The following is a 24,829-nucleotide window of genomic DNA, read 5'->3' on the forward strand; positions in this document are numbered from 1 at the left end:
TTTTAGTGTTTGAAGGGCACGTGATTTGGGAGGAAAAATGATGCCAGAGTACAACGGCTTGTTGCCTCTCTTCAAACCGAGGGGCATGACTTCTCATGACTGTGTCTTTCGGTTAAGGAAAATGCTGGGGTTTCGAAAAATAGGTCATACAGGAACGCTTGATCCTGAGGTCGACGGTGTTTTAGTTCTATGTCTTGGCAGAGCAACAAAAATTGCTCAATATTTATTAGATTTCAGCAAGGCGTATCAAGGCGTGATCCGATTAGGTACTTCGACCACAACGGAGGATGCAAGCGGCGATGTTATTGCACATAGGCCAGTAGAAAGACGCTTTGATAGGACTGAGATCGAACAAGTCATGCACTCTTTTCTTGGTGAGATTGAGCAATCTGCACCGATGTACAGTGCGGTAAAAGTAAATGGCAAAAAGTTGTATGAATATGCGCGTGCGGGTATTGACGTAACACCGCCTGTTCGAAAAGTGACCATTTATCAGTTTGAAGTGGACAGCGAAGAGGCATCGTTTTCAACAGATCTTCCATTTAAAGTAATGAGCAGCAAAGGAACCTATATTCGAACCTTGGCTGTTGCTGTTGGTGAGAAATTGGGTTATCCTGCGCATTTGCATCGGATGACACGTAGTCAAGCCGGACCATTTTCGATCGATGATTGTTTAACGTTTGAGCAAATTGAACAACTGCTTGAGGGAAAAAAGTTTAACGAAGCATTGAGACCGCTAGAGCATGGATTGAGCCTAATGAACCGCTGGGTCGTTGATGAAAAACTGTCCGCAAAGATTGCTCACGGTGCGGTGCTGAAGGCACCTGCCGATTTTGGAGAGGGCCCGCATGCTGTTTTCAATGAGCAGAATGAATGTCTGGCAATCTATCGTTTGCATCCGGAAAAACCGGGCATGATTAAGCCCGATAAAGTGCTTGCAAACGACGCGATGGTATGAATATACCGATCAAAGTATGAGTTTACAAGAATTGAAGGTGCTTATTATGGAGCGCGTTTTTTTAGACGGTCGGCCTTTTATTGAAGAAATGGACAATCAAGAGAAAGTGATCGCGTTAGGGTATTTTGACGGGGTGCATCTTGGTCATCAAAAGGTGATTAAAACGGCTGTCAAGATTGCTGCAGAAAAAGGTCTGGAAGCAGCGGTCATGACGTTCTACCCCCATCCGTCCGTTGTACTGAGTCCGGAATCAAAAAGAGACACTGAATTGACTCCTAACGGAATGAAAGCTGAACTGATAGAAGAGCTAGGCGTGGATATTCTTTATTTTGTTAAATTTGATCGCAGTCTTAGTCAATTGTCGCCGCAGAATTTTGTTGATGAATACTTGATTCGACTACATGCCAAGCATGTAGTCGCAGGATATGATTTCACGTTCGGCCGAAAAGCGATGGGGAACATGAGCAATATCGGTGAATTCTCTAGAAGTATGTTTAGTTATTCAATGGTTCCTAAGGTTGAATTGTTCGGAGCTAAAATCAGCACAACCCATATTCGCTCTTTAATTGAGCAGGGAAATTTGGAGGAAGCTGCGAAATTGTTGGATCATCCATATCGAACAACCGGAATTGTGGTCCATGGCGACCAGCGCGGACGCACTTTAGGTTTTCCAACTGCTAATGTTGACGAAGACGAGGCGTTTCTTTTGCCGCCAAACGGGGTTTATGCGGTCCAATTGATCGTAGACAATGAACCATTGAATGGCGTTTGCAGTGTCGGTCTCCGTCCCACTTTCTACAAAAAAGATGAGGCAGTAAAAACTGTTGAAGTCTATGTGCTCGACTTCAAAGGTAATCTTTATGATGAAAAAGTGGGAATCAATTGGTATAAACGTTTGAGGCCTGAATTAAAGTTTGACAGTGCTGAAGCTTTGATTGAACAAATGGAGACAGATAAGGAAGATACACGTAACTATTTTTTGTCTAAATAACGTCTTTTATTTATTTTGTTTCAGTTTCGCTTGAAATACAGGTTGTAAACATGTATTATTAACCAGTACGATTTAATCGTACAAGAACCCTTGCTTGGCTGTTTGCTCCACCGGCGACAGCGATGCATGCGGGGATTCGAGTTCAGGAGGTGAACATAAGTGGCATTATCAAAAGAAGAAAAAACGAACCTGATTCACGAGTTCGCAACTCATGAAAACGATACGGGTTCACCCGAAGTACAGATCGCTGTACTGACGAAGCAAATCAACGCGTTAAACGATCACTTGAAGCAGCATAAGAAAGATCATCATTCACGCCGAGGCCTTCTGAAAATGGTCGGCAAACGCCGTAACCTTCTCACATACCTTCGTGAAAATGATGTCAAGAGATATCGCGAGCTCATCACTAAATTGGGCCTGCGCCGATAAGTAAGTCAAAAAGCGGGAGCATTCCCGCTTTTTTATATAAGAGAAATTGCGCAAACAATCCGATTGAAAGAATAATCTGGGTACGCGCGATAAGGATGGGGAAAGAGGTGTTACGATAATGCAAACCGGTAAAAAAGTGTATTCGTTTGATTGGGCAGGTCGGCCTCTGCGCGTTGAAATCGGAGAAGTTGCAAAACAAGCAAATGGTGCAGCTCTTGTTTATTACGGGGATACAGTCATTCTATCCACGGTCACCGCATCAAAAGAACCTAAAGAAGGATCATTTTTTCCGCTGACGGTAAATTATGATGAACGTACATATGCTGTGGGAAAGATACCGGGTGGATTTATAAAAAGAGAGGGACGGCCGAGTGATATGGCAACTCTTTCCGCCCGTATGATTGATCGTCCGCTTCGACCGCTGTTTCCTGAAGGGTTCAGGAATGAGGTGCTGATTGGAAACATGGTGCTTAGTTTAGATCTGGACTGCAGCGCGCAGATGGCTGCGATGCTTGGTTCGTCTTTGGCACTTTCACTTTCAAACGTACCATTTGACGGACCGATTGCCGGTGTAATTATCGGTAGGGTAGACGGCGAATTTATTGTTAACCCAACTGTTGAACAAGCAAAAAAGAGCGATTTGCATTTGACCGTTGCCGGAACGAAAGCTGCCATTAATATGGTGGAGGCCGGGGCAGATCAGATTCCCGAGGAAACGATGCTCGACGCCATTTTGTTTGCACACGAACAAATCAAAAATATAATTGCATTCGAAGAACACATTGTTGCTGAGAACGGCAAAGAAAAGATGGACGTCAAACTCTATAAAGCAGCAGATGATTTGGAAAAGCGCATTCGTTCCATGGTAGGGGATCGACTAAATCAGGCGATGCGTACAGAAGAAAAGCAAGCGCGAGATGCTGCTATTCGAGCAGTGAATACGTCGATTATTTCTATTTTCGAAGCCGAGAATGGGGATGCGGAAGTTCCGGTTGATTTAGAACTTGTTGAAGACGTTTTACATACGGTTCTCAAAGAAGCGGTTCGACGAATGATTGTTGTGGAACACCTGCGACCGGATGGGCGCGCAATTGACGAAATCAGACCGCTTTCAGCACGCGTCGGACTGCTTCCACGTGCTCATGGATCAGGATTATTTACGCGCGGACAGACACAGGCATTGAGTGTGTGCACACTTGCCCCGCTTGGAGAGGCGCAAACTTTGGATGATTTCGAAGCAGGAGAGACGAAACGCTTCATCCATCACTATAATTTTCCGGGATTCAGTACAGGTGAAGCCAGGGCATCACGCTCACCAGGACGAAGAGAGATCGGCCACGGAGCGCTCGGAGAACGGGCTCTTGCTCCGGTCATTCCCGACGAGCAGGACTTTCCTTATATGATCCGGTGCGTCTCTGAAGTGCTTGAATCAAACGGATCATCCTCACAGGCAAGTATTTGCGGAAGTACTTTGGCATTAATGGATGCCGGTGTTCCAATCAAAGCACCAGTCGCAGGGATTGCAATGGGACTCGTAAAGCATGGCGATGACGTGGTTATTCTTACAGATATTCAGGGTATGGAAGACTCTCTTGGCGATATGGACTTTAAATGTGCGGGAACAGAAAAAGGTGTTACCGCTTTGCAGATGGATATTAAAATTTCCGGTGTGACACGTGACATTTTGAGCAAAGCGCTGGAGCAGGCAAGAGAGGGACGCATGAAAATTATGGCGACCATTTTGGAAACTATAGCCGCTCCGCGCGAACACTTGGCAGCTTTTGCTCCCAAACTGATTAAAATGACCATTAATCCTGATAAAATAAGGGATGTTATCGGTCCAAGCGGAAAAATGATTAATAAGATTATTGATCAGACCGGCGTTAAAATTGATATTGAACAAGACGGGTCAATCATGATTTTTTCGATTAGCGAGGAAAATGGGAAAAAGGCAAAAGAAATCATCGAAGACTTGGTGCGTGTCGCACATGTAGGTGACATCTTTGTCGGTAAGGTGAAACGAATTGAAAAATTTGGAGCTTTCGTTTCGCTATTTGGTCATACAGACGGGCTCGTTCATATATCCGAACTCGATACAAATCGTGTGGGAAACGTTGAAGATGTAGTTAAAGTTGGCGATGAACTTCGCGTAAAGGTGATTGATGTCGACCGTCAGGGTCGTGTTAAACTCTCACGCAAAGTATTACTTGAACAAAAAAAAGAAGCTGCAGAACAGGTAAAAAGCACGACACAGCCGTAACTTATCATTTTTTGGCATGACAGGATTACCTGTCTTTTTTTTTTGCCGAAAAACAGGCAGATTCTCTCATTGATGTATTTTTCAGATTTTCAATCATATAATTTTATTTATGAACTCATCAGTTTGGAAATAAACACCTAATGTTGGAAAAAGTCGAATCTATTTGTCTGCTTATTTTCATCGTGATATAGTAGTATAAAATAATAGATTAGCGGATTGATAAGGTTACAGGGGGATTAGTTAGTGGTTATTAAAAAGAAATTGCCAAACGGTGTGCGTCTATTGCTGGAGAATATTCCTACTGTGCGCTCGGTAAGTATCGGCATATGGGTTGGAACAGGATCCAGATATGAAAATGAATCGAATAATGGTATCTCGCACTTTATTGAGCATATGTTGTTTAAAGGTACCCAGACGCGAAACTCACGTGAAATTGCCGAAGCGTTCGACAAAATCGGCGGTCAGGTGAATGCGTTCACCTCGAAAGAAAGCACATGTTACTACGCGAAAGTGATGGACAAAGACGCAGGCTACGCGATGCGCGTGCTTGCGGATATGTTCTTCCATTCTCGTTTTGATAAAGACGATATGGAAAAAGAAAAACAAGTGATCGGTGAAGAAATCAAAATGTATGAGGATACGCCGGATGATTTGGTTCACGATCTGCTCAGTGCGACGAGTTTTGCTCATCATCCGCTCGGGTATCCGATTCTCGGTACACAAAAGACGTTATCTGATTTCGGACCGGATGATTTAAGAGCTCATATGCGAATGCATTACACACCTGACAATATTGTGATCTCAGTGGCGGGCAATGTGCCTGTAGAATTTCTCAATGAAATCGAAGGTATTTTTTCATTATATGAAATACCAGATGCGGATGAGCGCCAACCGGCACCGTCGTTCAATCCCGGCAAAATTGCACGCAAAAAGGAAACGGAGCAGGCACATATCTGTCTCGGATTCTCGGGATACAGCAGTCGTGATCGTTCGATGGCACCTCTGATGGTTATGAATAACACACTTGGAGGCGGTATGAGCAGCAGACTTTTTCAAGAAGTGCGCGAGGAACGCGGACTTGCTTATTCTGTTTTTTCATTCCATACTGCGTTCAAAGACAGCGGCCTGCTCACCATTTACGGAGGAACTGGCGCAAATCAAATTGAAGATTTGGGGAAAACAATACTTGAATCCATTCATCGTTTGACGGATCATGGTATTTCAGATAAGGAACTTGAGAGCAGTAAGGCACAAATTAAGGGCAACCTGATTTTCGGATTGGAAAGTACAAACGGCAGGATGGGCAGAAATGCTAAGAATGAACTCATTCTCGGTAGAGAGCGATCCATTGACGAAACCATTGCATTAATTGATGCGGTTACGTTAGGTGATGTGCATCGCGTGGCACAAGAAGTATTTGAGAAACCATACTCCTGTTCCGTGGTCAGTCCGACAGGTGACTTGCCCGTGGCACTTTAAGTCCTTTTAATACATTAAGCTTACTCTATATTTATTGCTGATCAACACACGGTCCAGTAATCGAATACGCAAAATGATCTAGACTCTTTCAGGCTCGGAATCAAACGATTCCGAGCCCTTTTTGCGCGCCCAAGAATTTCACACTACCGGGTCTTTGTCATACCATAAAGTGTTGGAAGAAAAAACGGCTATGCACGAAAAATGGAAGAAAATAGCCGAGCGGAGGGAATGTCGATGCTGACAAACAGACATATCGTGATCATGGGAGGGGACGCCCGACAGATTGAAGTCATCAATAAATTAACTGCGCTCGATGCTCATCTGTCGCTTGTCGGTTTTGATCAGCTGGATCGAAATTTTAACGGAGCATCCAAGGTTAATATGGATGAAATTAATGCTAAAGAAGTAGACAGCATTATTTTGCCCGTAAGCGGGACTGATCATGAAGGCAACGTAGAAACCACCTTCTCAAATGAAACGGTGAATCTTTCAAAAGAATGGCTTGCTGAAACACCTGAACATTGCACCGTTTATTCGGGTATTTCGACACCTTATCTCAATAAAGTCTCTGAAGATACGCAGCGTGAGGTTGTGAAATTGTTTGCCAGAGATGATGTGGCAATCTACAATTCGATACCAACCGTTGAAGGAACATTAATGATGGTCATTCAGAACACGGATATTACCATTCACCAAGCAAATGTTATTGTACTTGGGCTCGGCCGAACCGGAATGAGTATCGCCCGTACGTTTCATGCACTTGGTGCACACGTAAAAGTTGGATCGCGGAATCCGGAACAGATTGCCCGCGCCGTAGAAATGGGTGTTAAAGCCTTTTATTTAAAGGAATTAGAAAAAGAAGTGGAAGACAATGAAATATGCATTAACACGATACCTGCTCTGGTATTGACAAGTAAAGTACTGTCAAAAATGCCGGCAAGCAGCTTTATCATTGATATTGCGTCACTTCCGGGAGGAACGGATTTTCGCTATGCCAAAAAAAGAGGCATTAAAGCAATGATTACACCGGGGTTGCCGGGGATGGTGGCGCCGAAAACTGCGGGCAGAATTATCGCTAATGTGCTTACGGAATTATTACTTCAAAAGTTCTCAGAGGAGGATGAGTCATGAATCTGAAGGGAAAACACATTGGATTTGGCATCACAGGGTCTCACTGTACGTATAGTCAAGTTGTTCCTCAGATTGAAAAGCTGGTTGAGGCCGGGTGCAAGGTGTCTGTATTTGTTACGTATACTGTGAAAACGACCGATACCCGTTTCGGCAAGGCAAGTGACTGGATCAGCAAAGTGGAGGAAATAAGTGGGCAGAAGGTTGTCGATTCCATTGTTGATGCTGAGCCCTACGGACCGAAAAAACCACTTGACTGTATGGTCATCGCGCCTTTGACAGGGAATTCAATGAGCAAGTTTGCTAATGCGCAGACAGACAGCCCGGTTCTTATGGCAGCAAAAGCGACGCTTCGAAACGAAAGCCCGGTTGTTCTCGGCGTATCTACCAATGACGGATTGGGGTTGAATCTGCAAAACATTGCCAAATTGATTGTTTCGAAAAACATTTATTTTATTCCATTCGGTCAGGATGATCCGATTCATAAACCGAATTCGCTTGTCTCTCATATGAATCTCTTGATTGATACCGTGGAAGATGCAATACTTGGTAGGCAAAAGCAGCCGATTCTCCTCGAAAAATAAAGTGACGTTATCTTTTGATTTGGTTTATTGGATACTCATCTTCCCATGTTGTTTCAATAAAATTTGTGAATTGATCAGCTGGCTGAAGGTCACGAATGCTGAGGCTTTTTAATGCCCCCTCATAAGCTGATCATGAACATGATACGTAAATAAAGCTAAAAATAAAAAAAATAAATGGGTCTCTGCTTCTCTCTTGAATAAATTATGATAAAATTAAACTGTATTTTTCGGTGAAAAAGGACATTTTTTGATTTGTCCTTTTCTTTAAGCCATTATTAATTATATAATAATAGGAAAAAACAGTTAGGAAAATAGAGGAGAGATGGGTTTGCTTAAATCAGAAGGCTTGAATGTGGCAGTTGTCGGTGTCACCGGTGCTGTCGGTACGCGTATGCTCAAAATGCTTGAAAGTTCTCCTTTGCCGGTTAAATCGCTTTATCCGCTGGCTTCAGCACGTTCAGCAGGGAAAAAGGTATCATTTGGCGGCACAGAATGGACAATAAATGAAGCAAAACCCGAATCATTTGAGAACATAGACATAGCATTGTTCAGCGCAGGCGGATCAGTATCCAAACAACTTGCACCGGAAGCTGCAAAACGCGGTGCGATTGTTGTTGACAATACAAGTGCATTTCGTATGGATAAAGACGTGCCGCTTGTTGTACCAGAAGTTAATGAAAAAGCGCTGTTTGAGCATCATGGAATTATCGCCAATCCGAATTGCTCAACGATTCAAATGGTTGCAGCATTGGAACCGATTCGTCAGGCATATGGTTTGAATCGAATTATTGTCTCTACGTATCAAGCGGTTTCCGGCGCGGGAGCTAAAGCGGTCGCTGAGCTCGAGGATCAATCCAGAGCAGTTTTGAATGACGAGCCACCGGTAACGGCGATTATGCCTGTTAAGGGCGATAAGAAACATTATCAGATGGCATTTAATGCTATTCCGCAGATTGATCTGTTTCAACCAAATGATTATACTTTTGAAGAAATGAAAATGATAAACGAGACCAAAAAAATCATGGACGATCAGGAAATCAAAGTGTCGGCGACTTGCGTGCGGGTACCGGTAAGTATCAGCCATGGTGAGTCTGTATACATTGAGATCGACAAAACAGATGTTGAAGCATCGGACCTGAAAGATCTTCTGAAAAATGCTCCGGGTGTTGTTCTTGAAGACGACCCGGAACATCAAGTTTATCCAATGCCGTCCAACGCATCGGGCAAAAAAGAAGTGTTTGTCGGTCGTATTAGGCGCGATCCTGACGTAGCAAACGGTTTTCATATGTGGATTGTCTCTGACAATTTACTTAAGGGTGCTGCATGGAATTCGGTACAAATTGCAGAAAGCCTTCTCAAGCTTGGCTTGGTTAAGGTCTGAACATTGTGTCTGAACAATCGCCGCGAAGCTGATCGATGAATCCTGCTCCATGTTGATCTCCCTTACGCGAAAGGGTGGAATAATTTGAAGATCATTGTGCAAAAGTTTGGCGGAACGTCGGTCCAAACAGAAGAAATGAGAACTCGCGCAGTTGAGCATGTCGCGAGAGCAGTTAAAAAAGGTTATAAGGTTGTTGTTGTCGTCTCTGCAATGGGGCGCTCAGGTGATCCATATGCGACCGATACGCTGCTTGCACTCGTTCGTGATGGTAAAAGTTCCGCACGCGAAAAAGATATTCTAATGTCATGCGGCGAAACAATATCCATGGTCGTTTTTTCAAATTTGTTAAAGCAGGCAGGTATTCGTTCAGAGGCCATGACTGGAGCTCAGGCGGGTTTTCGTACAAACGGCGCTTTCAATGAAGCTAAAATCATTGAAATGAAAGTCACCCCGCTCTTAAATCGTCTGGAGGATTGCGATGCAATTGTTGTTGCTGGATTCCAAGGCCAAACGAGAGATGGTGAGATCACGACATTAGGGCGCGGAGGCAGCGATACCTCGGCTGCTGCACTCGGTGCGGCAGTTGATGCCGAATGGATTGATATTTTTACAGACGTGAATGGGGTCATGACTGCCGATCCGCGTATCGTCAGTGACGCGCGCAGATTGTCAATGCTTACGTACAATGAAGTATGCAATCTGGCTTATCAAGGAGCAAAGGTCATTCATCCACGAGCAGTAGAAATTGCCATGACAGCGAAGATCCCGATTCATATTCGCTCGACCATGTCTGACAGCTTAGGGACAATTGTTACAACGATGGACCGCTCAGGCAGAGGTCAGGATTTAGTAGAACGTCCGGTCACTGGGATTACTTATGTGCGAGATGTCACCCAAATAAGGGTACGTGCCGGAAAAAATGAATTTGATTTACAGGCAAAAGTGTTCAAGGCAATGGCTGAACAAGGAATTAGCGTAGATTTAATTAATATTAGTCCAAATGGTGTTGTTTATACGGTTAGTCAGCAGTCTGCCGAAAAGGCGATAGCCATTTTGGAGGCGAGAGGATATGCTCCCGAGGTTCAAAAGAATTGTGCCAAGGTGTCTGCAGTCGGTGCGGGTATGGCAGGTGTTCCTGGGGTGGCTTCGAAAATCGTCAATGCTTTAACAGAACAGGGAATCCGGATTTTACAATCTGCTGATTCTCACAACACCATTTGGGTTCTTGTCGAACAAGATAAAATGAAGGATGCAGTAAATGCGCTGCATAAAGCCTTTCATCTTGAGGCAGAACACGATGAATCAATCTTGGAACATCCTAAACAGGAGTGAGAAAAATGGATTTTGGGCGATTGTTAACTGCCATGGTCACGCCTTTTGATGAAAAGGGTAAAGTAAGTTTAGAACGAACCACCGACCTGATTGAACATTTGATCAAAACAGGTTCGGATGGCGTTGTGGTTGCGGGAACTACCGGCGAATCACCCACGTTATCACATGAAGAAAAACTGATGCTTTTTGAACATGTGGTTCGTGTCGTCGACGGAAGAATTAAGGTTATTGTCGGAACAGGCAATAACAATACGAAACTATCAGTTGATTTTTCAAAGGAAGCGGCAAAGCTTGGCGTAGACGCAGTCATGGCTGTGGCTCCGTACTACAATAAGCCGAATCAAGCTGGCTTGTACGCACATTATAAAGCTATAGCAGAACATGTGGATGTTCCGGTTATCATTTACAATATTCCGAGCCGTTCAAAGGTCAATATCTCAGCGGAAACGATTATTCGTTTGTCGCAGATCGACAACATAGTCGCTGTTAAAGAAGCAAGCGGGAACTTGGATCAGATGGCCACCATTATTAATGGAACAAAAGATGATTTTCATCTGTACAGCGGTGACGACGGACTGACGCTGCCGATCTTGTCGATTGGCGGTCACGGAGTGATTTCCGTTTCGTCTCATGTCATTGCTCCGGAAATGAAACAAATGATCAGTGCTTTTCTTGACGGTCGTGTTTCAGAAAGTGCGGAGCAGCACCGAAACATGCTCCCGTTTATGCGCGAGCTGTTTGCAGCGCCGAGCCCTGCGCCAGTGAAAGCGCTTCTTAATAAGCTGGGCATTAATGTTGGAAGCGTTCGCTTGCCTATGGTCGACCTTACTGAGCAAGAACTTGGTTCGTTGGTTAATATCTATCGGGAATTCAAGAAAACTGCAGATATAAGAATTGGCAAATAAATGAAAGATAAAAGATGAATCAGAGCAACCATTTGATTCATCTTTTTATTTGATCTTAATGGAGGAATCGGAGATGAGAGTGTTATTAAGCGGCTTTGCGCCGTTTGGGGGAAGTAAGCTGAATCCTTCATGGGAAGCTGTGAGACGATTGGACGGGGTGCAGGCAACGGATACCGTTGAACTTTTTGCAACGAAACTCCCAGTTTCCTATAGAGAAGCTGCGGATCGCTTATTTGCATCAGTACGCGTTATTTGTCCCGATGTCATTATTGCAGTCGGACAAGCTGGCGGACGTAAGGCAATTACTCCAGAACTGTTTGCGATGAATAAAAGCGACTCGGAAAATCCTGATAATGAAGGCGTCGTCCTCAATGATCAAAGCATCGTGGAAGACGGACCGGAAAAATATAAGTCCGCGTTGCCTGTTCATGAGATCATCCGTGCTATTCAAGAATTGGACATTCCGGTTGAATTATCTGAAAATGCAGGATCCTTTGTCTGCAACCATGTTTTTTATAGATTGATGCATGAACTCAGAAAAACTGAAAAGCCGAAAATCGGGGGATTCATACATGTTCCTTTTCTACCTGAACAGATCTCAAAAAACGGCGCACCAAGCGTGGCCATTGATCAGTTGACCGAAGCACTTAAACAGGCGGCTATTGTCTCTGCGGCGGCTTTTTCTGAGAAAGTTACTGTATGATAAGATTCCGGGTGTTGCCTGTTGCAATGATGAATTAATACTGTTGAGGGCAGCGGTGCACGCATACTGAGAAAAATAGGGGTGAAGGAATCCGGTTGATCTGAATTACAAGGCTTGGATTGCTCCTCCAAAATCAATGAGAAAAAATTGTACTTTGCGATAGGGATTGGGTATAATAAAACCAATGATTAGTTCGGGTCAATAGCGATGACTGCTCAACTTAATAGGAGGAATGCCCATTGACACATGCAAAGAAAGACAGCGTGAAAATTTATGCAATGGGCGGCGTTGGCGAAATTGGTAATAATATGACAGTCATTGAAGTAAATCATGACATTTATATTATTGATGCGGGATTAATGCATCCCCACGAAGATATGCTCGGAGTTGATACAGTAATTCCCGATGTCTCTTATTTAGCTGATCGCCGCGATCAGATCAAAGGTATATTTCTGACGCACGGCCATCAAGCGAATATTGGAGGCTTGCCTTACCTGATGAGAGATCTGAAGGTTCCTGTCTACGGAACACGTTTGACATTAGCCTTTGTGTGGGAAAGTCTCAGAAGAGTAGGTGTCAGTTTTCCAAAAGATTTATTTAATACCATTAATCCGGATAAGCGTTTAAAAATCGGGCAATGCATCATTGACTGTTTCAGAACCTATCACAGTGTTCCGGATTCTGTCGGTTATGCGATCCAAACAGCACAGGGTTATGTTGTTCATACAGGGGATTACAAATTCGACTTTACTCCGGTCGGAGGAGTCCGTACGGATGTCAGCAAAATTTCAGAAATAGGGGATAAAGGTGTTCTTTGTCTGTTGTCTGACAGCAAGCATGCAGAACTTCCTGGTAAAGCGCCAACCGATGCACTCATTGGCGATCGTTTCAATCATATTCTCTATTCCGCGGAAGGACGAGTAATCGTCTCCATCCATGCGACCAATATTCACCGTATACAGCAATTTTTTAATGCATGTGCGGAACATGATCGCAAGGTAGCCATTGATGGGAAGTATTTGGACCGCATCATCTCGATCGCTTCCAAAGAAGGCTTTCTCGACATTCCTGAAAGTATCATAATCAATTGGGAAAAATCGACAAAACAGCCGGCACAGGAGCTTGCCATATTGACAAGCGGTGCAGATGGAGATCCGTTAACCCCATTAACGAGTCTTGCTAATCATCTTCATAAGAAGCTGAGATTAAAGGAAAAAGATCTGATTATCTATGCGGCATCCTTAACGCCAAGTAATGAGAAAACAGTGACGAATGCGATCGATCAGCTTATGAGCGAAGGTGCTGAAGTTGTGTTTGGCAAGGATGTTCATATCTCGGGTCACGGTTCTGAAGAGGACATTAAATTAATGCTCCAATTAACTCGGCCAAAGTATGTTGTTCCGATTGATGGTGAATTCAAAATGATGAAAGCACATCAAGAGATTGCAGAATCTATGGGAATTCCCGCTAGCCGCACATTTTTGTTGGACAAGGGCGATGTTGTGGAATTCACAAACGGTGAAGCGAGATCGTCGGACTCAGTTCCCGCCGGGCAGCTGCTTGTTGACGGACTTGGTGTCGGCGATGTGGGTAATATTGTGTTAAGAGATCGCCGCTTGCTGTCTCAGGATGGTACGGTCATTGTTGTCGTAACTCTGGGACGCAGGACGAAGAAGATCCTTGCAGGTCCTGAAATCATCACACGCGGATTCGTTTATGTTCGTGAATCGGAAGATCTTTTAGATCAAGCTAATCATATCGTTTCCGATGTGCTGTCGAAATCACTGACACAGCACGTATCTGAGTGGTCATCGCTAAAAAGTGGAATTAGAGATTCGCTAGGTCGATACTTTTTTGACAAAACCAAACGCCGTCCAATGATATTGCCAATTATCATGGAATTTTAAAAACCGGGTCAATGCTCGGTTTTTTTATTTGCTCTCTGTTGAATTGATCAAGAAGGAGGATCAGTAATCCTTTGCCAAAAACAGGTATTTAGAGTAAATTAAAGACAGAAGAGCTTTAGGACAAGCATGTATGTAACAAGAAATAAATGAGGTGCACGTGAATTATGGCAAAGAAAAAAAGGAAGCGCACACGCGCAAGTATTGGCTGGAAAGAGACCCTGATCTATGAAGTAGGCGGTCTCTGCATGTTTGCGCTTACCTGTATTGGTATCAGTAATTTAGGCGTTGCCGGAGAAGTGATTAAAGAAGCAGCGCGGTTGTTCACCGGAAATTGGTGGGTCCTTCTTCTCCTCTATTTTCTTGTTCTTTCGGTATATTACATTCTGTTTCGAAAACAGCCGGAATTTTTTACACGAAGGCTTTCAGGTATTTATTTACTTACATTTACATTACTCTTGGTCAGTCATGTTCGGTTATTTGAGGCGTTGTCTTCCGTAAATGTGTGGCAGAATCGGTCGGTCATTTTGAATACGTTCCTGCTTTTTCGCGGTGAATTGTCAGGATCAATTCCAAGTCAAGGACTTGGGGGCGGAATGATCGGTTCTATTGGGTTCGCTTTTTTTTATTACCTCTTTTCTACGACCGGGACCTATTTTATGACAGGCTTTCTCTTCCTTGTGTCCATTATTCTGATCACCGGTCACTCACTTCGCGATATCATAAAGAAATTGTTTGGCGGCTTGTTCCGATCAATGAAAAAGAGTGCTGCTCATTTTAAGAACGGAATGACTAATTTTTTTGCGAGAGAACACAAACCGAAACAAAAGAAGGAATCACGACGTGAGGCTGAGCATGAATTGCCAATTATTGAAGACGCGCATGAGGAGAGATCATCAGAACCTGAAATTCATGATTTTAATGAAACATCCATGGATATGCAGGATCCGGTCACCACGGACAGCAAACAGATGTCGGCAGAAGATTATGAAGATGAACCGGCAGAAGATGTTACTCCTGATTTCTCGCAAATGCCGGTCGAGAATGCAGATTATCAATTACCGCCTTTATCTTTACTGAGAGCGCCAGGGAAAAATGCACAGAATAATGAACGCACTCATATTGCGGAGAATGTACGTACTCTGGAACGGACCTTTGAAAGTTTCGGCGTACGTGCAACTGTTAAGGAAGTTCATCTCGGGCCAGCCGTTACTCGTTATGAAGTGTACCCCGAAGCAGGGGTGAAGGTCAGCCGAATTCTCAGTTTGAGCGACGACCTTGCGCTTGCTCTAGCCGCCAAGGATATTCGTATCGAAGCGCCTATTCCCGGAAAATCAGCCGTTGGCATTGAAGTGCCGAATCAGGAAGTCGCTATGGTATGTCTCAGAGAAGTGCTTGAATCCAAGAATGCAAAACGTGCGTCATCAAAACTCACCATTGGGCTTGGACGCGACATCTCCGGGGAACCGATTCTTGCTGATTTAAATCGGATGCCTCACCTGCTTGTTGCCGGGGCGACAGGCAGCGGAAAAAGTGTCTGTATTAACGGAATCATCATTACACTTCTTATGCGGACGAAACCGAGTGAAGTTAAACTGTTTATGATTGATCCGAAAATGGTTGAACTGAACGTATATAATGGAATTCCGCATCTGTTGACGCCTGTTGTGACTGACCCTGCAAAAGCGGCACTTGGACTCAAAAATGTGCTTGGAGAAATGGAAAGACGTTATGAACTTTTCTCACAGAGCGGCACACGTAATTTGGAGAGCTACAATGAAGCGGTTCGAAAATTTAATCACGAGCACGAAGAAAAGCAGCCGCTGATGCCTTATATTGTAGTCATTATTGATGAACTTGCTGACTTAATGATGGTTGCTTCTAAGGATGTTGAAGAGACAGTGACTCGCCTTGCACAAATGGCACGTGCTGCCGGAATCCACCTGATTATTGCGACACAGCGGCCGTCAGTGGATATTATTACAGGAGTCATCAAGGCAAATATCCCATCTCGGATCGCATTCAGTGTTTCATCGATGATGGATTCAAGAACGATTTTGGATTCAGGTGGAGCGGAAAAACTGCTTGGAAAAGGTGATATGTTGTTTCTACCGATCGGTGCTTCAAAACCTGTCCGGATTCAAGGTGCTTTTCTGTCAGACGAAGAAGTCGAAGCGGTCGTCAATCATGTGATTAGTCAACAGAAAGCAAGTTACCGTCAAGATATGATACCGGCAGAACTGCCGGAACAGCATCAAGAGAAAGTCGAAGATGCATTATTTGACGATGCCGTACAGCTTGTCACCTCTAGGCAGACGGCGAGTGTCTCGATGCTGCAGCGCAAGTTCAAAATCGGTTACAATCGGGCTGCGCGATTGATCGATGCAATGGAGGAAAATCATATTGTCGGTCCTTATGAAGGCAGTAAACCACGTGCTGTGCTTGTGCCGAAGCAAAGCGATGAAGTCAGTGGAAGATAGGCAGTGAATCATGAAAACGGCGATGGAGTGGACAGAATGAAGAAAATTTTGATTACTGGCGCCAGCGGGGCAATCGGTGGCGCAGCTGCGCGAGCGCTGGCAGGTTCCGGGGCTTCACTTTTTTTGCATTATCATGAAGCTGAGGCGGCAGTTCAGAGTCTGGCCGCTGCATTGAGCAAAAATTATCCGGAACAGGATTTCACGTGTATTCAAGCGGATCTCTCTGAAGCAGATGGACCCGATATGCTGCTTAAGCAGCTGAACACACCAATTAACGGCGTTGTCTACGCCAGTGGCAACAGCGATATTAACCTCTTCCAGGATATAAAAGAAGAAACGATTCAGAAAACGATTCAATTGCAACTCACCAGTCCATTTCGCATTCTACAACAGCTTGTTCAGCCGATGATCCATGAGAAAACTGGGAAGATTGTGCTCGTTTCCTCGATTTGGGGATTGGAAGGTGCGGCGACTGAAGTCCTTTACTCTATGGTAAAAGGCGGACAAAACACCTTTGTTAAAGCACTCGCAAAAGAAGTTGCCCCAAGCGGCATTACTGTGAATGCAGTCGCTCCTGGTGCAGTCGACACGCCGATGATGAGCAAATTCAGTCAAGAAGATATTGAGTTAGTGAAGGAAGAAATTCCTATGGGCCGTTTGGCCGCACCCGAAGAAGTGGGCACATTAATCCAATTTTTAATGAGTCCTTCAGCGTCATACATTAATGGTCAAGTGATCTCAATAAACGGCGCCTGGTATTGTTGAATGCTCCTTATGAATAAGGTTGTGTACCTTTAGGAATTCTAAAGAGGATCACAAATAAGGAGGAGATCAGCATGTCAATTTTGGATAACTGGCAACATTGGAAAGACTTTCTTGGTGATCGGGTGGAACAGGCGGAAAACATGGGTGTCAGTGATGATACGATTGCATCATTTGCAAAGAAGATCGGTGATTATCTGAGCGAACATGTGGATCCGAAGAACGATCAAGATCGGGTGCTTAAAGACTTATGGACAGTAGCAGGTGAGTCAGAACGCGCAATACTTGCTCGACTGATCATGAAAATGGTTACTTCGGACTCATTAAACGTGCATCAATCTGTCTAATACCGGGTTTTTTTTAAGAGGCGTATTTGTACGTCTCTTTTTTCAGTGTCTGTATCGTTAAAATAATGAAGTTATGATAATATTAGTAGTGTACTTTACAATAATTGAACTGTGAATTTTGGCATCTGAACTTTTTCGAACATGTTCTGAAGAAGGGTCTTTGGAACAGTCTCTAATGGTGTTATGATACAGTAAGGGAACTGAGACTCCGAACAGTGAACCGATGGAGGAAACTTTATGTCCGACGGTAAAGAATGGTATATGGAGTACGAAATACATAAGAACAGGCCTGGATTACTTGGAGAAGTTTCTTCGCTGCTTGGTGTTCTCGGAATTAATATCCTGACCATCAATGGGGTGGATCATGAACGTCGCGGACTTCTGGTTAAATCTCAGAACGACGAACAAATCAAACAATTTTTAGCTGCAATCGAAAAGATGGAGACTATTCATCTGACCAAGATACGGCAGCCGACACTTGGTGATCGAATTGCTGTCCGTCATGGCCGATACATAGAGAGAGATACAGGAGATCGTAGAACATTCCGCTTTTCGCGTGATGAGATCGGCTTATTGGTTGATTTTATGGCAGAATTGTTTAAGATGCCGACACACCCCCTGCTCGGCATTCGTGGGTTGCCGCGAGTAGGCAAGTCGGAGTCGATTGTCGCAGCAAGTGTATCTGCAAATAAACGCTGGCAATTTATTTCATCAACACTTTTGAAACAGACGATTCGAACAAGACTTTCTGAAGAGGAGCGGTCTCGTGATCATATTTTCGTCATTGACGGAGCTGTTTCGCAAAGATCCGGTTCGGAAAGCCATTGGAATCTGATTCGTGAATTGATGCGGCTCCCTGTTACTAAAGTAATTGAGCATCCGGATATTTTTATCAAGGAAACAGAGTTTTCGATGGACACTTTTGATTATATCATTGAACTTCGAAGCCATCGCGAAGAGGAAATGACAAACGAAGTGTCATAGGACTCCTTGTTTTTCATGGCATTATTTTAATTCATAATGGCAGGTGTTAGGATTGAGTGAACTTGGTCAAGCGCTGAAGGAAGCCCGGGAACAGAAAAATCTGTCACTGGACGATCTTCAAGAAGAAACAAAAATTCAAAGGCGTTATCTGAAAGCCATTGAAGATGGCGATTACAGCCAGCTTCCCGGTGACTTCTATACTCGTGCTTTTATTAAAAGCTATGCAGAGGCAGTCGGACTGGATTTTAAAAATCTGACGGAACAGTATTCCAGTGATATGCCAAAGCTTGAACGCCAGCATGTGGAAACACGTATCACACCTCCTGATGGAAGTGAAAATGAACGATCACCGAAAAAACTACGTACAAATGCAATCCGATCAAAAAACTGGTCATCATTTGTTAACAAAGCAATTGTGGTTGTTTTTATCTTGATCGCGCTGATGATTGTTTATATTCTTGTGACACATATTGCAGGAAACGGATCCAAACAATCAGCAGATCAGAGCAGCAGCAATTCCGTTCAATTCAAAGGCGACAGCACGCCTCCGAATAGTTCGTCATCCAGTAGTTCCTCTGATTCGGCGAGTAATTCGGATTCTTCTTCTGAACAAGTCCTGAAGAAGGAAAAAGAGGAAGGATCAACAACAACATATACGCTTTCTGGGACCTCGACTTTTGATGTTACAGTTTCAGCTAAATCAGATTCCCCCGCTTGGTTTGAAGCGGTAGACAACACAACAAATAAACAAATTGCTCAAGGAACTGCGGCAAGCACCGGAAAGAAATCCTATCATTTTGATGCGTCAGATGTGCAGACGCTGCGGCTCAAATTTGGTAATGTGCCTGGAACGGAATTGAAAATTAACGGCCATAATGTTGATTTTTCAAATTCAAGTACAGTACAAACCCTTCTAATTAATTTCAGCAAGTGAACAAATTCATTTTATTGGAGCCAGCCCGCTGAGGCGGCTCACTTTTTTTGGTTACTGAACGGATTGATCCTTTATCAGAGGTATCGTCACCGTTTACCCGATCATTTATTTGTAGGAGGACTTCTCAATGAATATTGCCAATAAATTAACTGTTGCACGCATGTTCATGATTCCGCTTTTTTTAGTTCTGCTTTTGGCACCGATTCAACTCGGCAATCTTGGCGGGGAAGGTTATCAGCTTCCTGTTTCTCAACTGCTTGCTGCTATTATTTTTGTTCTCGCTTCTTTTACTGACTGGCTCGATGGAAAGTTGGCACGCAAGTATCACTTAGTTACAAATTTTGGAAAACTGCTTGACCCTTTGGCAGATAAGTTGCTCGTGATGAGTGCTTTTGTGGCTTTTGTGGGATTGGGAAGAATGGCATCATGGCTTGTGATCCTGATCCTTGCACGTGAATTTGCCGTCACCGGCTTGCGCTTAGTTGCTGTTGAAGAAGGGGAAGTCATTGCAGCAAGCAAGATTGCTAAATGGAAAACATTTTCACAAATGGTGGCGATCATCTTATTCTTGTTTAATAATGCACCTTTTGGCTTGAACGGATTCCCTCTTGATCAGATTATTCTCTGGATCGCGGTTGTTCTTACAGTGCTTTCAGGAACGGACTATTTTTATAAGAACCGCGAGATTATTTTCCGATCCAAATAAGCGGGCAGACTTGCACTACGAGTTCGAGTGCCCGATAATAAATGAGAGAATAATAGGTTTGAAAACGGATGATAGGAGTTCTTGCACATGAATGCGGAAATCATCGCGGTTGGTTCGGAACTTTTACTTGGGCAGATTGCCAATACGAATGCTCAGTTCATTTCCGAGCATTTAGCTGCGTTAGGTATTGATGTCTATTTTCACACCGTTTGCGGCGACAACGAAGCTCGTATGATTGATGTGATTAAGAATGCGGAAGCTCGAGCAGATTTGTTGATCTTCACCGGCGGACTTGGCCCTACAAAAGATGATTTGACAAAAGAGACAGTTGCTCATGTGTTAGGAAAACAGTTGGTAACTGATCAAGAAGCAATGGATAGCATCTTAAATTATTTTAAGGTGACCGGAAGGGAAATGACTGAGAATAATAAGAAGCAAGCGCTGGTGATTGAAGGAAGTCACGTACTGCCCAACCATCATGGAATGGCTCCAGGGATGATTGTAGATATGAAGAAGCATCTTTATTTGCTAATGCCCGGTGTCCCGTCAGAGATGAAGCCAATGTTTCTTGATTTCGCTCAACGCTATCTAGCTCGCCGAAATGAAGAACATATCCAATCACGCGTCCTTCGTTTTTTCGGAATCGGCGAATCTCAACTGGAGACGAAAATCATTGATCTGATCGATGCCCAGTCCAATCCGACCATTGCACCGCTCGCAAAAGAGAGCGAGGTTACCTTGCGATTGACTGCAAAGCATGAACGGTCGGATCAAGCTGAAGCAATGCTTGACGCGGTCGAGGCAAAAATTGATGCACGAGTCGGCCAGTATTTATATGGATATGATGAAACATCCCTTTCTGAGCTTGTGTTCAAGCTGTTGCGCGAAAAGAAGAAGACGATTGCGTTTGCAGAAAGTCTTACAGGTGGTATGGCGGCTGATTGGATGGCAGGCTTTCCGGGTGCATCTTCAGTTTTGAATGGCGGCATTGTTTGTTATACCAATCATGTGAAGCATCATGTACTTCACATTCCTGAAGAAGTGCTTCAAACAGACGGGGCCGTAAGCGCGATGTGCGCTAAACTATTGGCTGAGTCGGTCCGTAAACTGTGTGGCTCTGATTTTGGCGTTTCGTTTACAGGTGTCGCAGGTCCCGATAAAAGCGAAGGAAAGGCAGTCGGAACCGTTTATATTGGTTTTGCTGATAAAAGCGGCTCGAAAAGCTACCCATTTCAATTTAACGGAACCCGCCGAAAAATCAGGATTCAGTCGACAAAAACAGGATATGACATAGTCAGAAGATATTTAAAAGGTCTTCCGGTCCTTGCAAAACAACAATAGCGAATAAACATTCGCAGAACACTTGTGCTTATCGATAAAAAAAGGTATGATTAAAAAAAGAATGTTGAAGGAGATGAACCACTATCATGGCTGAAAAAAACGAACGAAAAGCAGCATTAGACAGCGCTCTTCGCCAAATCGAGAAACAGTTTGGCAAAGGTTCAATTATGCGATTGGGAGAACGGCCGGAACAGCGTGTATCCACAGTATCAAGCGGTTCACTGGCTTTAGATATAGCAATGGGTGTCGGCGGTTATCCGCGCGGGCGCATTATCGAAATTTACGGACCTGAATCCTCAGGTAAAACAACGGTTGCTCTTCATGCAATTGCCGAGGCTCAGCAAGGCGGCGGACAGGCGGCATTTATTGATGCTGAACATGCACTTGATCCGGTTTATGCCGAACATTTAGGTGTTAACATTGATGAGCTGCTTCTCTCTCAACCGGATACTGGTGAGCAAGCGCTTGAAATAGCTGAAGCACTTGTACGAAGCGGTGCAGTTGATATTATTGTTATTGATTCGGTGGCAGCCTTGGTCCCGAAAGCCGAAATTGAAGGTGAGATGGGCGATGCACATGTCGGTCTTCAGGCACGTTTGATGTCCCAAGCGCTTCGAAAGCTTTCGGGAGCAATTAGCAAGTCAAAGACAACCGCTATTTTTATCAATCAGATTCGTGAGAAAGTAGGGGTTATGTTTGGTAACCCTGAGACAACGCCAGGCGGCCGCGCACTTAAATTTTATGCTTCGGTACGATTGGAAGTACGCCGCGCAGAAACGCTCAAAATCGGCAATGACATTGTCGGAAATCGAGCGAGAATTAAAGTAGTCAAGAACAAGGTTGCTCCGCCATTTAAACAGGCAGAAGTAGATATTATGTACGGACAAGGGATTTCCCAAGAAGGTGAAATCCTCGATATCGGTGCTGATCTGGATATTGTTGAAAAAAGCGGTTCATGGTACTCCTACAATAATGAACGCTTAGGTCAAGGCCGTGAGAACTCGAAACTCTATTTAAAGGAAAATGAACCAGTAAAAGAGGAAATTAAACAAAAGATTCGTGAACATTATCAGTTGGACGGGGTACCGGAAGAAAGCCCTGAGGCAGAAACCGAACCGCTTCCAAATAACGAATGAGTTTGGTAATAAATCAAGTGTGAAGATGCGGTCTCTTAGTCATTAGTCGACTTTTGAGACCGTTTCTTTTTTAACTTAATATTGGAAAGCATACATGAAGAGTCAAATATGATCCGCCTTTTCGATAAGTGAACATATTGACAATTTTCTGACAGTGAAGCATTCGATAACTATTTGAATTATTTGAATAATAGACGGTGTCAAAATACAATCCAAAGGCCGTGAGGTTGACAACCCAAATAGGCAATTATACAATAAACTTGTAACTGCAAAGTTATTGATTACATGATTATGTAAACTTTTCGCATGAGAATGCTTATAAAGGCGACAGAATGGTGAAAGAAGCTGCCATGTTCCTTTCATGCGACCTACTGCATAAGGGCAATAGAATAGGAACATCTAGTTAAAACACTATTCCTACCTATCGTATCTTTGTTAAGCATCATTCAAAAGGTAAATGCAACTGTTTTACTTATTGACGATATGGAAAAGCAAGGAGGTGAAATGATGATAATCATTATTTTGATCATCTCCATTGTGCTTGTCTCTGTAGTTTGTCTGTTTGTTGGCTATTACATCCGAAAGAAATTTGCTGAGGCGAAAATTTCATCAGCTGAAACCGCGGCACATCAGATTGTTGAAGATGCGCATCGAGACGCAGAAGCATTGAAAAAAGAAGCTCTCTTAGAAGCAAAGGACGAAATTCATACGCTCCGTTCTCAAGCAGAGAATGAGGCGCGTGAACGGCGAAATGAACTTCAAAGACAAGAAAATCGCCTTTTGCAGAAAGAGGATTTACTCGATCGAAAAAGCGAATCTCTCGATAATAAAGAGAGTTCATTGGAAAAAAGGGAGGAAACTCTTAGCAAGAAACGTCGACAAATTGAAGAGATGGAAAGCAAAGTGGAGGAAACGTTGCGAAAGCAGCAGTCGGAGCTTGAACGCATTTCCGGATTAACGAATGACGAGGCGAAGGAATTAATTCTGAACCAAGTCAGACAGGAAACGGCTCATGAGGCTGCTCAAATCGCAAAGGATATCGAGTCAAGAGCGAAGGAAGATGCGGAAAAGAAGGCCAAAAGCATCCTTTCACTAGTAATCCAACGTTGTGCGGCAGATCACGTAACGGAGACTACTGTTTCAGTTGTCAACTTGCCAAATGACGAAATGAAGGGCCGCATCATCGGGCGAGAAGGACGAAATATTCGGACGCTTGAGACACTTACGGGTATTGATCTCATTATTGATGATACGCCGGAAGCCGTTATTCTGTCAGGATTTGATCCGATCCGCCGAGAGGTTGCTCGCCTTGCTCTTGAGAAGCTTGTTCAAGATGGGCGCATTCATCCAGCTCGTATTGAAGAAATGGTTGAAAAATCGCGGCATGAAGTTGATGAAAAGATCCGCGATTATGGTGAACAAACCATTTTTGAAGTCGGTATTCACAGCTTGCACCCGGATCTTATCAAGATTCTGGGTCGACTCCACTTCAGAACAAGTTACGGCCAGAATGTACTGAAACATTCTATGGAAGTCGCATTCTTAGCCGGAATGATGGCTGCTGAGCTTGGAGAAGACGAGAATTTGGCGAGAAGAGCAGGATTGCTGCATGATATCGGCAAAGCGATCGACCACGAGGTTGAAGGAAGCCACGTGGAAATCGGTGTTGAATTGGCAACAAAGTATAAAGAGCACCCGGTTGTCATTAACAGCATTGCTTCTCACCATGGAGATACAGAGGCTACTTCTGTAATCTCTGTTCTGGTCGCCGCAGCAGATGCATTATCTGCCGCAAGGCCAGGTGCACGTCGCGAAACACTCGAAACCTATATTCATCGGCTGGAAAAGCTGGAAGAAATTTCCGAATCCTTTGAAGGAGTCGAAAAATCGTATGCGATACAAGCTGGGCGAGAAATTCGTATTATTGTTCAGCCGGATATCGTTGACGATGCAAAATCTTTCCAGTTGGCACGTGAGATTACTAAGAAAATTGAAAATGAACTGGACTATCCAGGAAATATCAAGGTTACAGTAATTCGTGAAACACGAGCTGTAGAATATGCGAAATAAAAAAGGCGGCAAAGT

At 43.9% G+C, this 24,829-nt stretch carries 21 protein-coding genes; all 21 read left to right on the plus strand.

From position 1 onward, the window contains the following. Positions 1-40 precede the first annotated feature (40 nt). The 21 genes from truB to rny all read left to right on the plus strand — a co-directional run bounded on the left by truB (position 41) and on the right by rny (position 24,814). Positions 41-958 (plus strand): tRNA pseudouridine(55) synthase TruB, encoded by a 918-nt coding sequence (truB, locus tag NOM01_RS03175; protein ID WP_255746341.1) that lies wholly within the window; start codon positions 41-43, stop codon positions 956-958. A gap of 46 nt (positions 959-1,004) precedes the next feature. Further along, on the plus strand, positions 1,005-1,949 hold the full coding sequence (locus NOM01_RS03180; RefSeq protein WP_255746344.1) for a bifunctional riboflavin kinase/FAD synthetase: 945 nt from the start codon (positions 1,005-1,007) through the stop codon (positions 1,947-1,949). Between the two features lie 159 nt (positions 1,950-2,108). Further along, positions 2,109-2,378 carry a 30S ribosomal protein S15 gene (gene rpsO, locus NOM01_RS03185; RefSeq protein WP_255746346.1) on the plus strand — a complete coding sequence of 90 codons (270 nt, stop codon included), beginning with the start codon at positions 2,109-2,111 and terminating at the stop codon, positions 2,376-2,378. 118 nt (positions 2,379-2,496) lie between these two features. Next, on the plus strand, positions 2,497-4,638 hold the full coding sequence (pnp, locus tag NOM01_RS03190; RefSeq protein ID WP_255746348.1) for a polyribonucleotide nucleotidyltransferase: 2,142 nt from the start codon (positions 2,497-2,499) through the stop codon (positions 4,636-4,638). A gap of 243 nt (positions 4,639-4,881) precedes the next feature. Beyond that, a complete protein-coding gene (locus NOM01_RS03195) occupies positions 4,882-6,117 on the plus strand; it encodes a M16 family metallopeptidase (protein ID WP_255746351.1) in 1,236 nt (411 codons plus the stop codon). A 234-nt stretch (positions 6,118-6,351) separates the two neighbouring features. Further along, positions 6,352-7,248, plus strand: coding sequence for a dipicolinic acid synthetase subunit A (dpaA, locus tag NOM01_RS03200; RefSeq protein ID WP_255746353.1), 897 nt, complete (start codon positions 6,352-6,354; stop codon positions 7,246-7,248). Then, positions 7,245-7,829 (plus strand): dipicolinate synthase subunit B, encoded by a 585-nt coding sequence (locus NOM01_RS03205; RefSeq protein ID WP_255746354.1) that lies wholly within the window; start codon positions 7,245-7,247, stop codon positions 7,827-7,829. Before dpaA ends, NOM01_RS03205 begins: the two co-directional genes overlap by 4 nt. A 322-nt stretch (positions 7,830-8,151) precedes the next feature. Beyond that, positions 8,152-9,210, plus strand: coding sequence for an aspartate-semialdehyde dehydrogenase (gene asd, locus NOM01_RS03210; protein WP_255746355.1), 1,059 nt, complete (start codon positions 8,152-8,154; stop codon positions 9,208-9,210). A gap of 84 nt (positions 9,211-9,294) precedes the next feature. Then, positions 9,295-10,542 (plus strand): aspartate kinase, encoded by a 1,248-nt coding sequence (gene dapG, locus NOM01_RS03215; protein WP_255746357.1) that lies wholly within the window; start codon positions 9,295-9,297, stop codon positions 10,540-10,542. Between the two features lie 5 nt (positions 10,543-10,547). Continuing rightward, the gene (gene dapA, locus NOM01_RS03220; RefSeq protein ID WP_255746358.1) at positions 10,548-11,447 is read left to right on the plus strand and encodes a 4-hydroxy-tetrahydrodipicolinate synthase; all 900 of its coding nucleotides are present in this window, start codon (positions 10,548-10,550) and stop codon (positions 11,445-11,447) included. A 73-nt stretch (positions 11,448-11,520) separates the two neighbouring features. Next, the gene (pcp, locus tag NOM01_RS03225; protein WP_255746359.1) at positions 11,521-12,150 is read left to right on the plus strand and encodes a pyroglutamyl-peptidase I; all 630 of its coding nucleotides are present in this window, start codon (positions 11,521-11,523) and stop codon (positions 12,148-12,150) included. Positions 12,151-12,389: 239 nt separating this feature from the next. Beyond that, on the plus strand, positions 12,390-14,057 hold the full coding sequence (locus NOM01_RS03230; RefSeq protein WP_255746360.1) for a ribonuclease J: 1,668 nt from the start codon (positions 12,390-12,392) through the stop codon (positions 14,055-14,057). A 164-nt stretch (positions 14,058-14,221) separates the two neighbouring features. After that, entirely contained in the window at positions 14,222-16,534 is a 2,313-nt protein-coding gene (locus NOM01_RS03235; protein WP_255746361.1) for a DNA translocase FtsK, read from the plus strand. 36 nt (positions 16,535-16,570) lie between these two features. Continuing rightward, positions 16,571-17,299: an elongation factor P 5-aminopentanone reductase gene (gene ymfI, locus NOM01_RS03240; RefSeq protein ID WP_255746363.1), complete on the plus strand. Its 729-nt coding sequence runs from the start codon at positions 16,571-16,573 to the stop codon at positions 17,297-17,299. Between the two features lie 71 nt (positions 17,300-17,370). Beyond that, on the plus strand, positions 17,371-17,643 hold the full coding sequence (locus tag NOM01_RS03245; RefSeq protein WP_255746365.1) for a DUF3243 domain-containing protein: 273 nt from the start codon (positions 17,371-17,373) through the stop codon (positions 17,641-17,643). Positions 17,644-17,880: 237 nt separating this feature from the next. Then, complete coding sequence (locus tag NOM01_RS03250; RefSeq protein WP_255746366.1) at positions 17,881-18,627, plus strand: DUF3388 domain-containing protein; 747 nt, start codon at positions 17,881-17,883, stop codon at positions 18,625-18,627. A gap of 43 nt (positions 18,628-18,670) precedes the next feature. Then, entirely contained in the window at positions 18,671-19,561 is an 891-nt protein-coding gene (locus tag NOM01_RS03255; protein WP_255746368.1) for a helix-turn-helix domain-containing protein, read from the plus strand. Positions 19,562-19,688: 127 nt separating this feature from the next. After that, the gene (gene pgsA, locus NOM01_RS03260; RefSeq protein ID WP_255746370.1) at positions 19,689-20,267 is read left to right on the plus strand and encodes a CDP-diacylglycerol--glycerol-3-phosphate 3-phosphatidyltransferase; all 579 of its coding nucleotides are present in this window, start codon (positions 19,689-19,691) and stop codon (positions 20,265-20,267) included. 87 nt (positions 20,268-20,354) lie between these two features. After that, complete coding sequence (locus NOM01_RS03265; protein WP_255746372.1) at positions 20,355-21,608, plus strand: competence/damage-inducible protein A; 1,254 nt, start codon at positions 20,355-20,357, stop codon at positions 21,606-21,608. 86 nt (positions 21,609-21,694) lie between these two features. Further along, positions 21,695-22,744, plus strand: a complete 1,050-nt coding sequence (gene recA, locus NOM01_RS03270) for a recombinase RecA (RefSeq protein WP_255746375.1) — start codon at positions 21,695-21,697, stop codon at positions 22,742-22,744. Between the two features lie 507 nt (positions 22,745-23,251). Next, positions 23,252-24,814 (plus strand): ribonuclease Y, encoded by a 1,563-nt coding sequence (gene rny, locus NOM01_RS03275; protein ID WP_255746376.1) that lies wholly within the window; start codon positions 23,252-23,254, stop codon positions 24,812-24,814. The last annotated feature ends 15 nt before the right edge of the window (positions 24,815-24,829 follow it).

Source organism: Sporolactobacillus sp. STSJ-5, from assembly GCF_024385605.1.
In the GTDB taxonomy this organism is placed as follows: Bacteria; Bacillota; Bacilli; order Bacillales; family Sporolactobacillaceae; genus Sporolactobacillus.

Coding starts and splice junctions, on each gene's coding strand:
- pcp (WP_255746359.1), top strand. CDS start 11,521: ATGAGAGTGTTATTAAGCGGCTTTGCGCCGTTTGGGGGAAGTAAGCTG.
- pgsA (WP_255746370.1), top strand. CDS start 19,689: ATGAATATTGCCAATAAATTAACTGTTGCACGCATGTTCATGATTCCG.
- NOM01_RS03245 (WP_255746365.1), top strand. CDS start 17,371: ATGTCAATTTTGGATAACTGGCAACATTGGAAAGACTTTCTTGGTGAT.
- pnp (WP_255746348.1), top strand. CDS start 2,497: ATGCAAACCGGTAAAAAAGTGTATTCGTTTGATTGGGCAGGTCGGCCT.
- ymfI (WP_255746363.1), top strand. CDS start 16,571: ATGAAGAAAATTTTGATTACTGGCGCCAGCGGGGCAATCGGTGGCGCA.
- NOM01_RS03265 (WP_255746372.1), top strand. CDS start 20,355: ATGAATGCGGAAATCATCGCGGTTGGTTCGGAACTTTTACTTGGGCAG.
- truB (WP_255746341.1), top strand. CDS start 41: ATGCCAGAGTACAACGGCTTGTTGCCTCTCTTCAAACCGAGGGGCATG.
- asd (WP_255746355.1), top strand. CDS start 8,152: ATGGGTTTGCTTAAATCAGAAGGCTTGAATGTGGCAGTTGTCGGTGTC.
- recA (WP_255746375.1), top strand. CDS start 21,695: ATGGCTGAAAAAAACGAACGAAAAGCAGCATTAGACAGCGCTCTTCGC.
- NOM01_RS03250 (WP_255746366.1), top strand. CDS start 17,881: ATGTCCGACGGTAAAGAATGGTATATGGAGTACGAAATACATAAGAAC.
- dpaA (WP_255746353.1), top strand. CDS start 6,352: ATGCTGACAAACAGACATATCGTGATCATGGGAGGGGACGCCCGACAG.
- NOM01_RS03180 (WP_255746344.1), top strand. CDS start 1,005: ATGGAGCGCGTTTTTTTAGACGGTCGGCCTTTTATTGAAGAAATGGAC.
- rny (WP_255746376.1), top strand. CDS start 23,252: ATGATAATCATTATTTTGATCATCTCCATTGTGCTTGTCTCTGTAGTT.
- dapA (WP_255746358.1), top strand. CDS start 10,548: ATGGATTTTGGGCGATTGTTAACTGCCATGGTCACGCCTTTTGATGAA.
- NOM01_RS03235 (WP_255746361.1), top strand. CDS start 14,222: ATGGCAAAGAAAAAAAGGAAGCGCACACGCGCAAGTATTGGCTGGAAA.
- NOM01_RS03205 (WP_255746354.1), top strand. CDS start 7,245: ATGAATCTGAAGGGAAAACACATTGGATTTGGCATCACAGGGTCTCAC.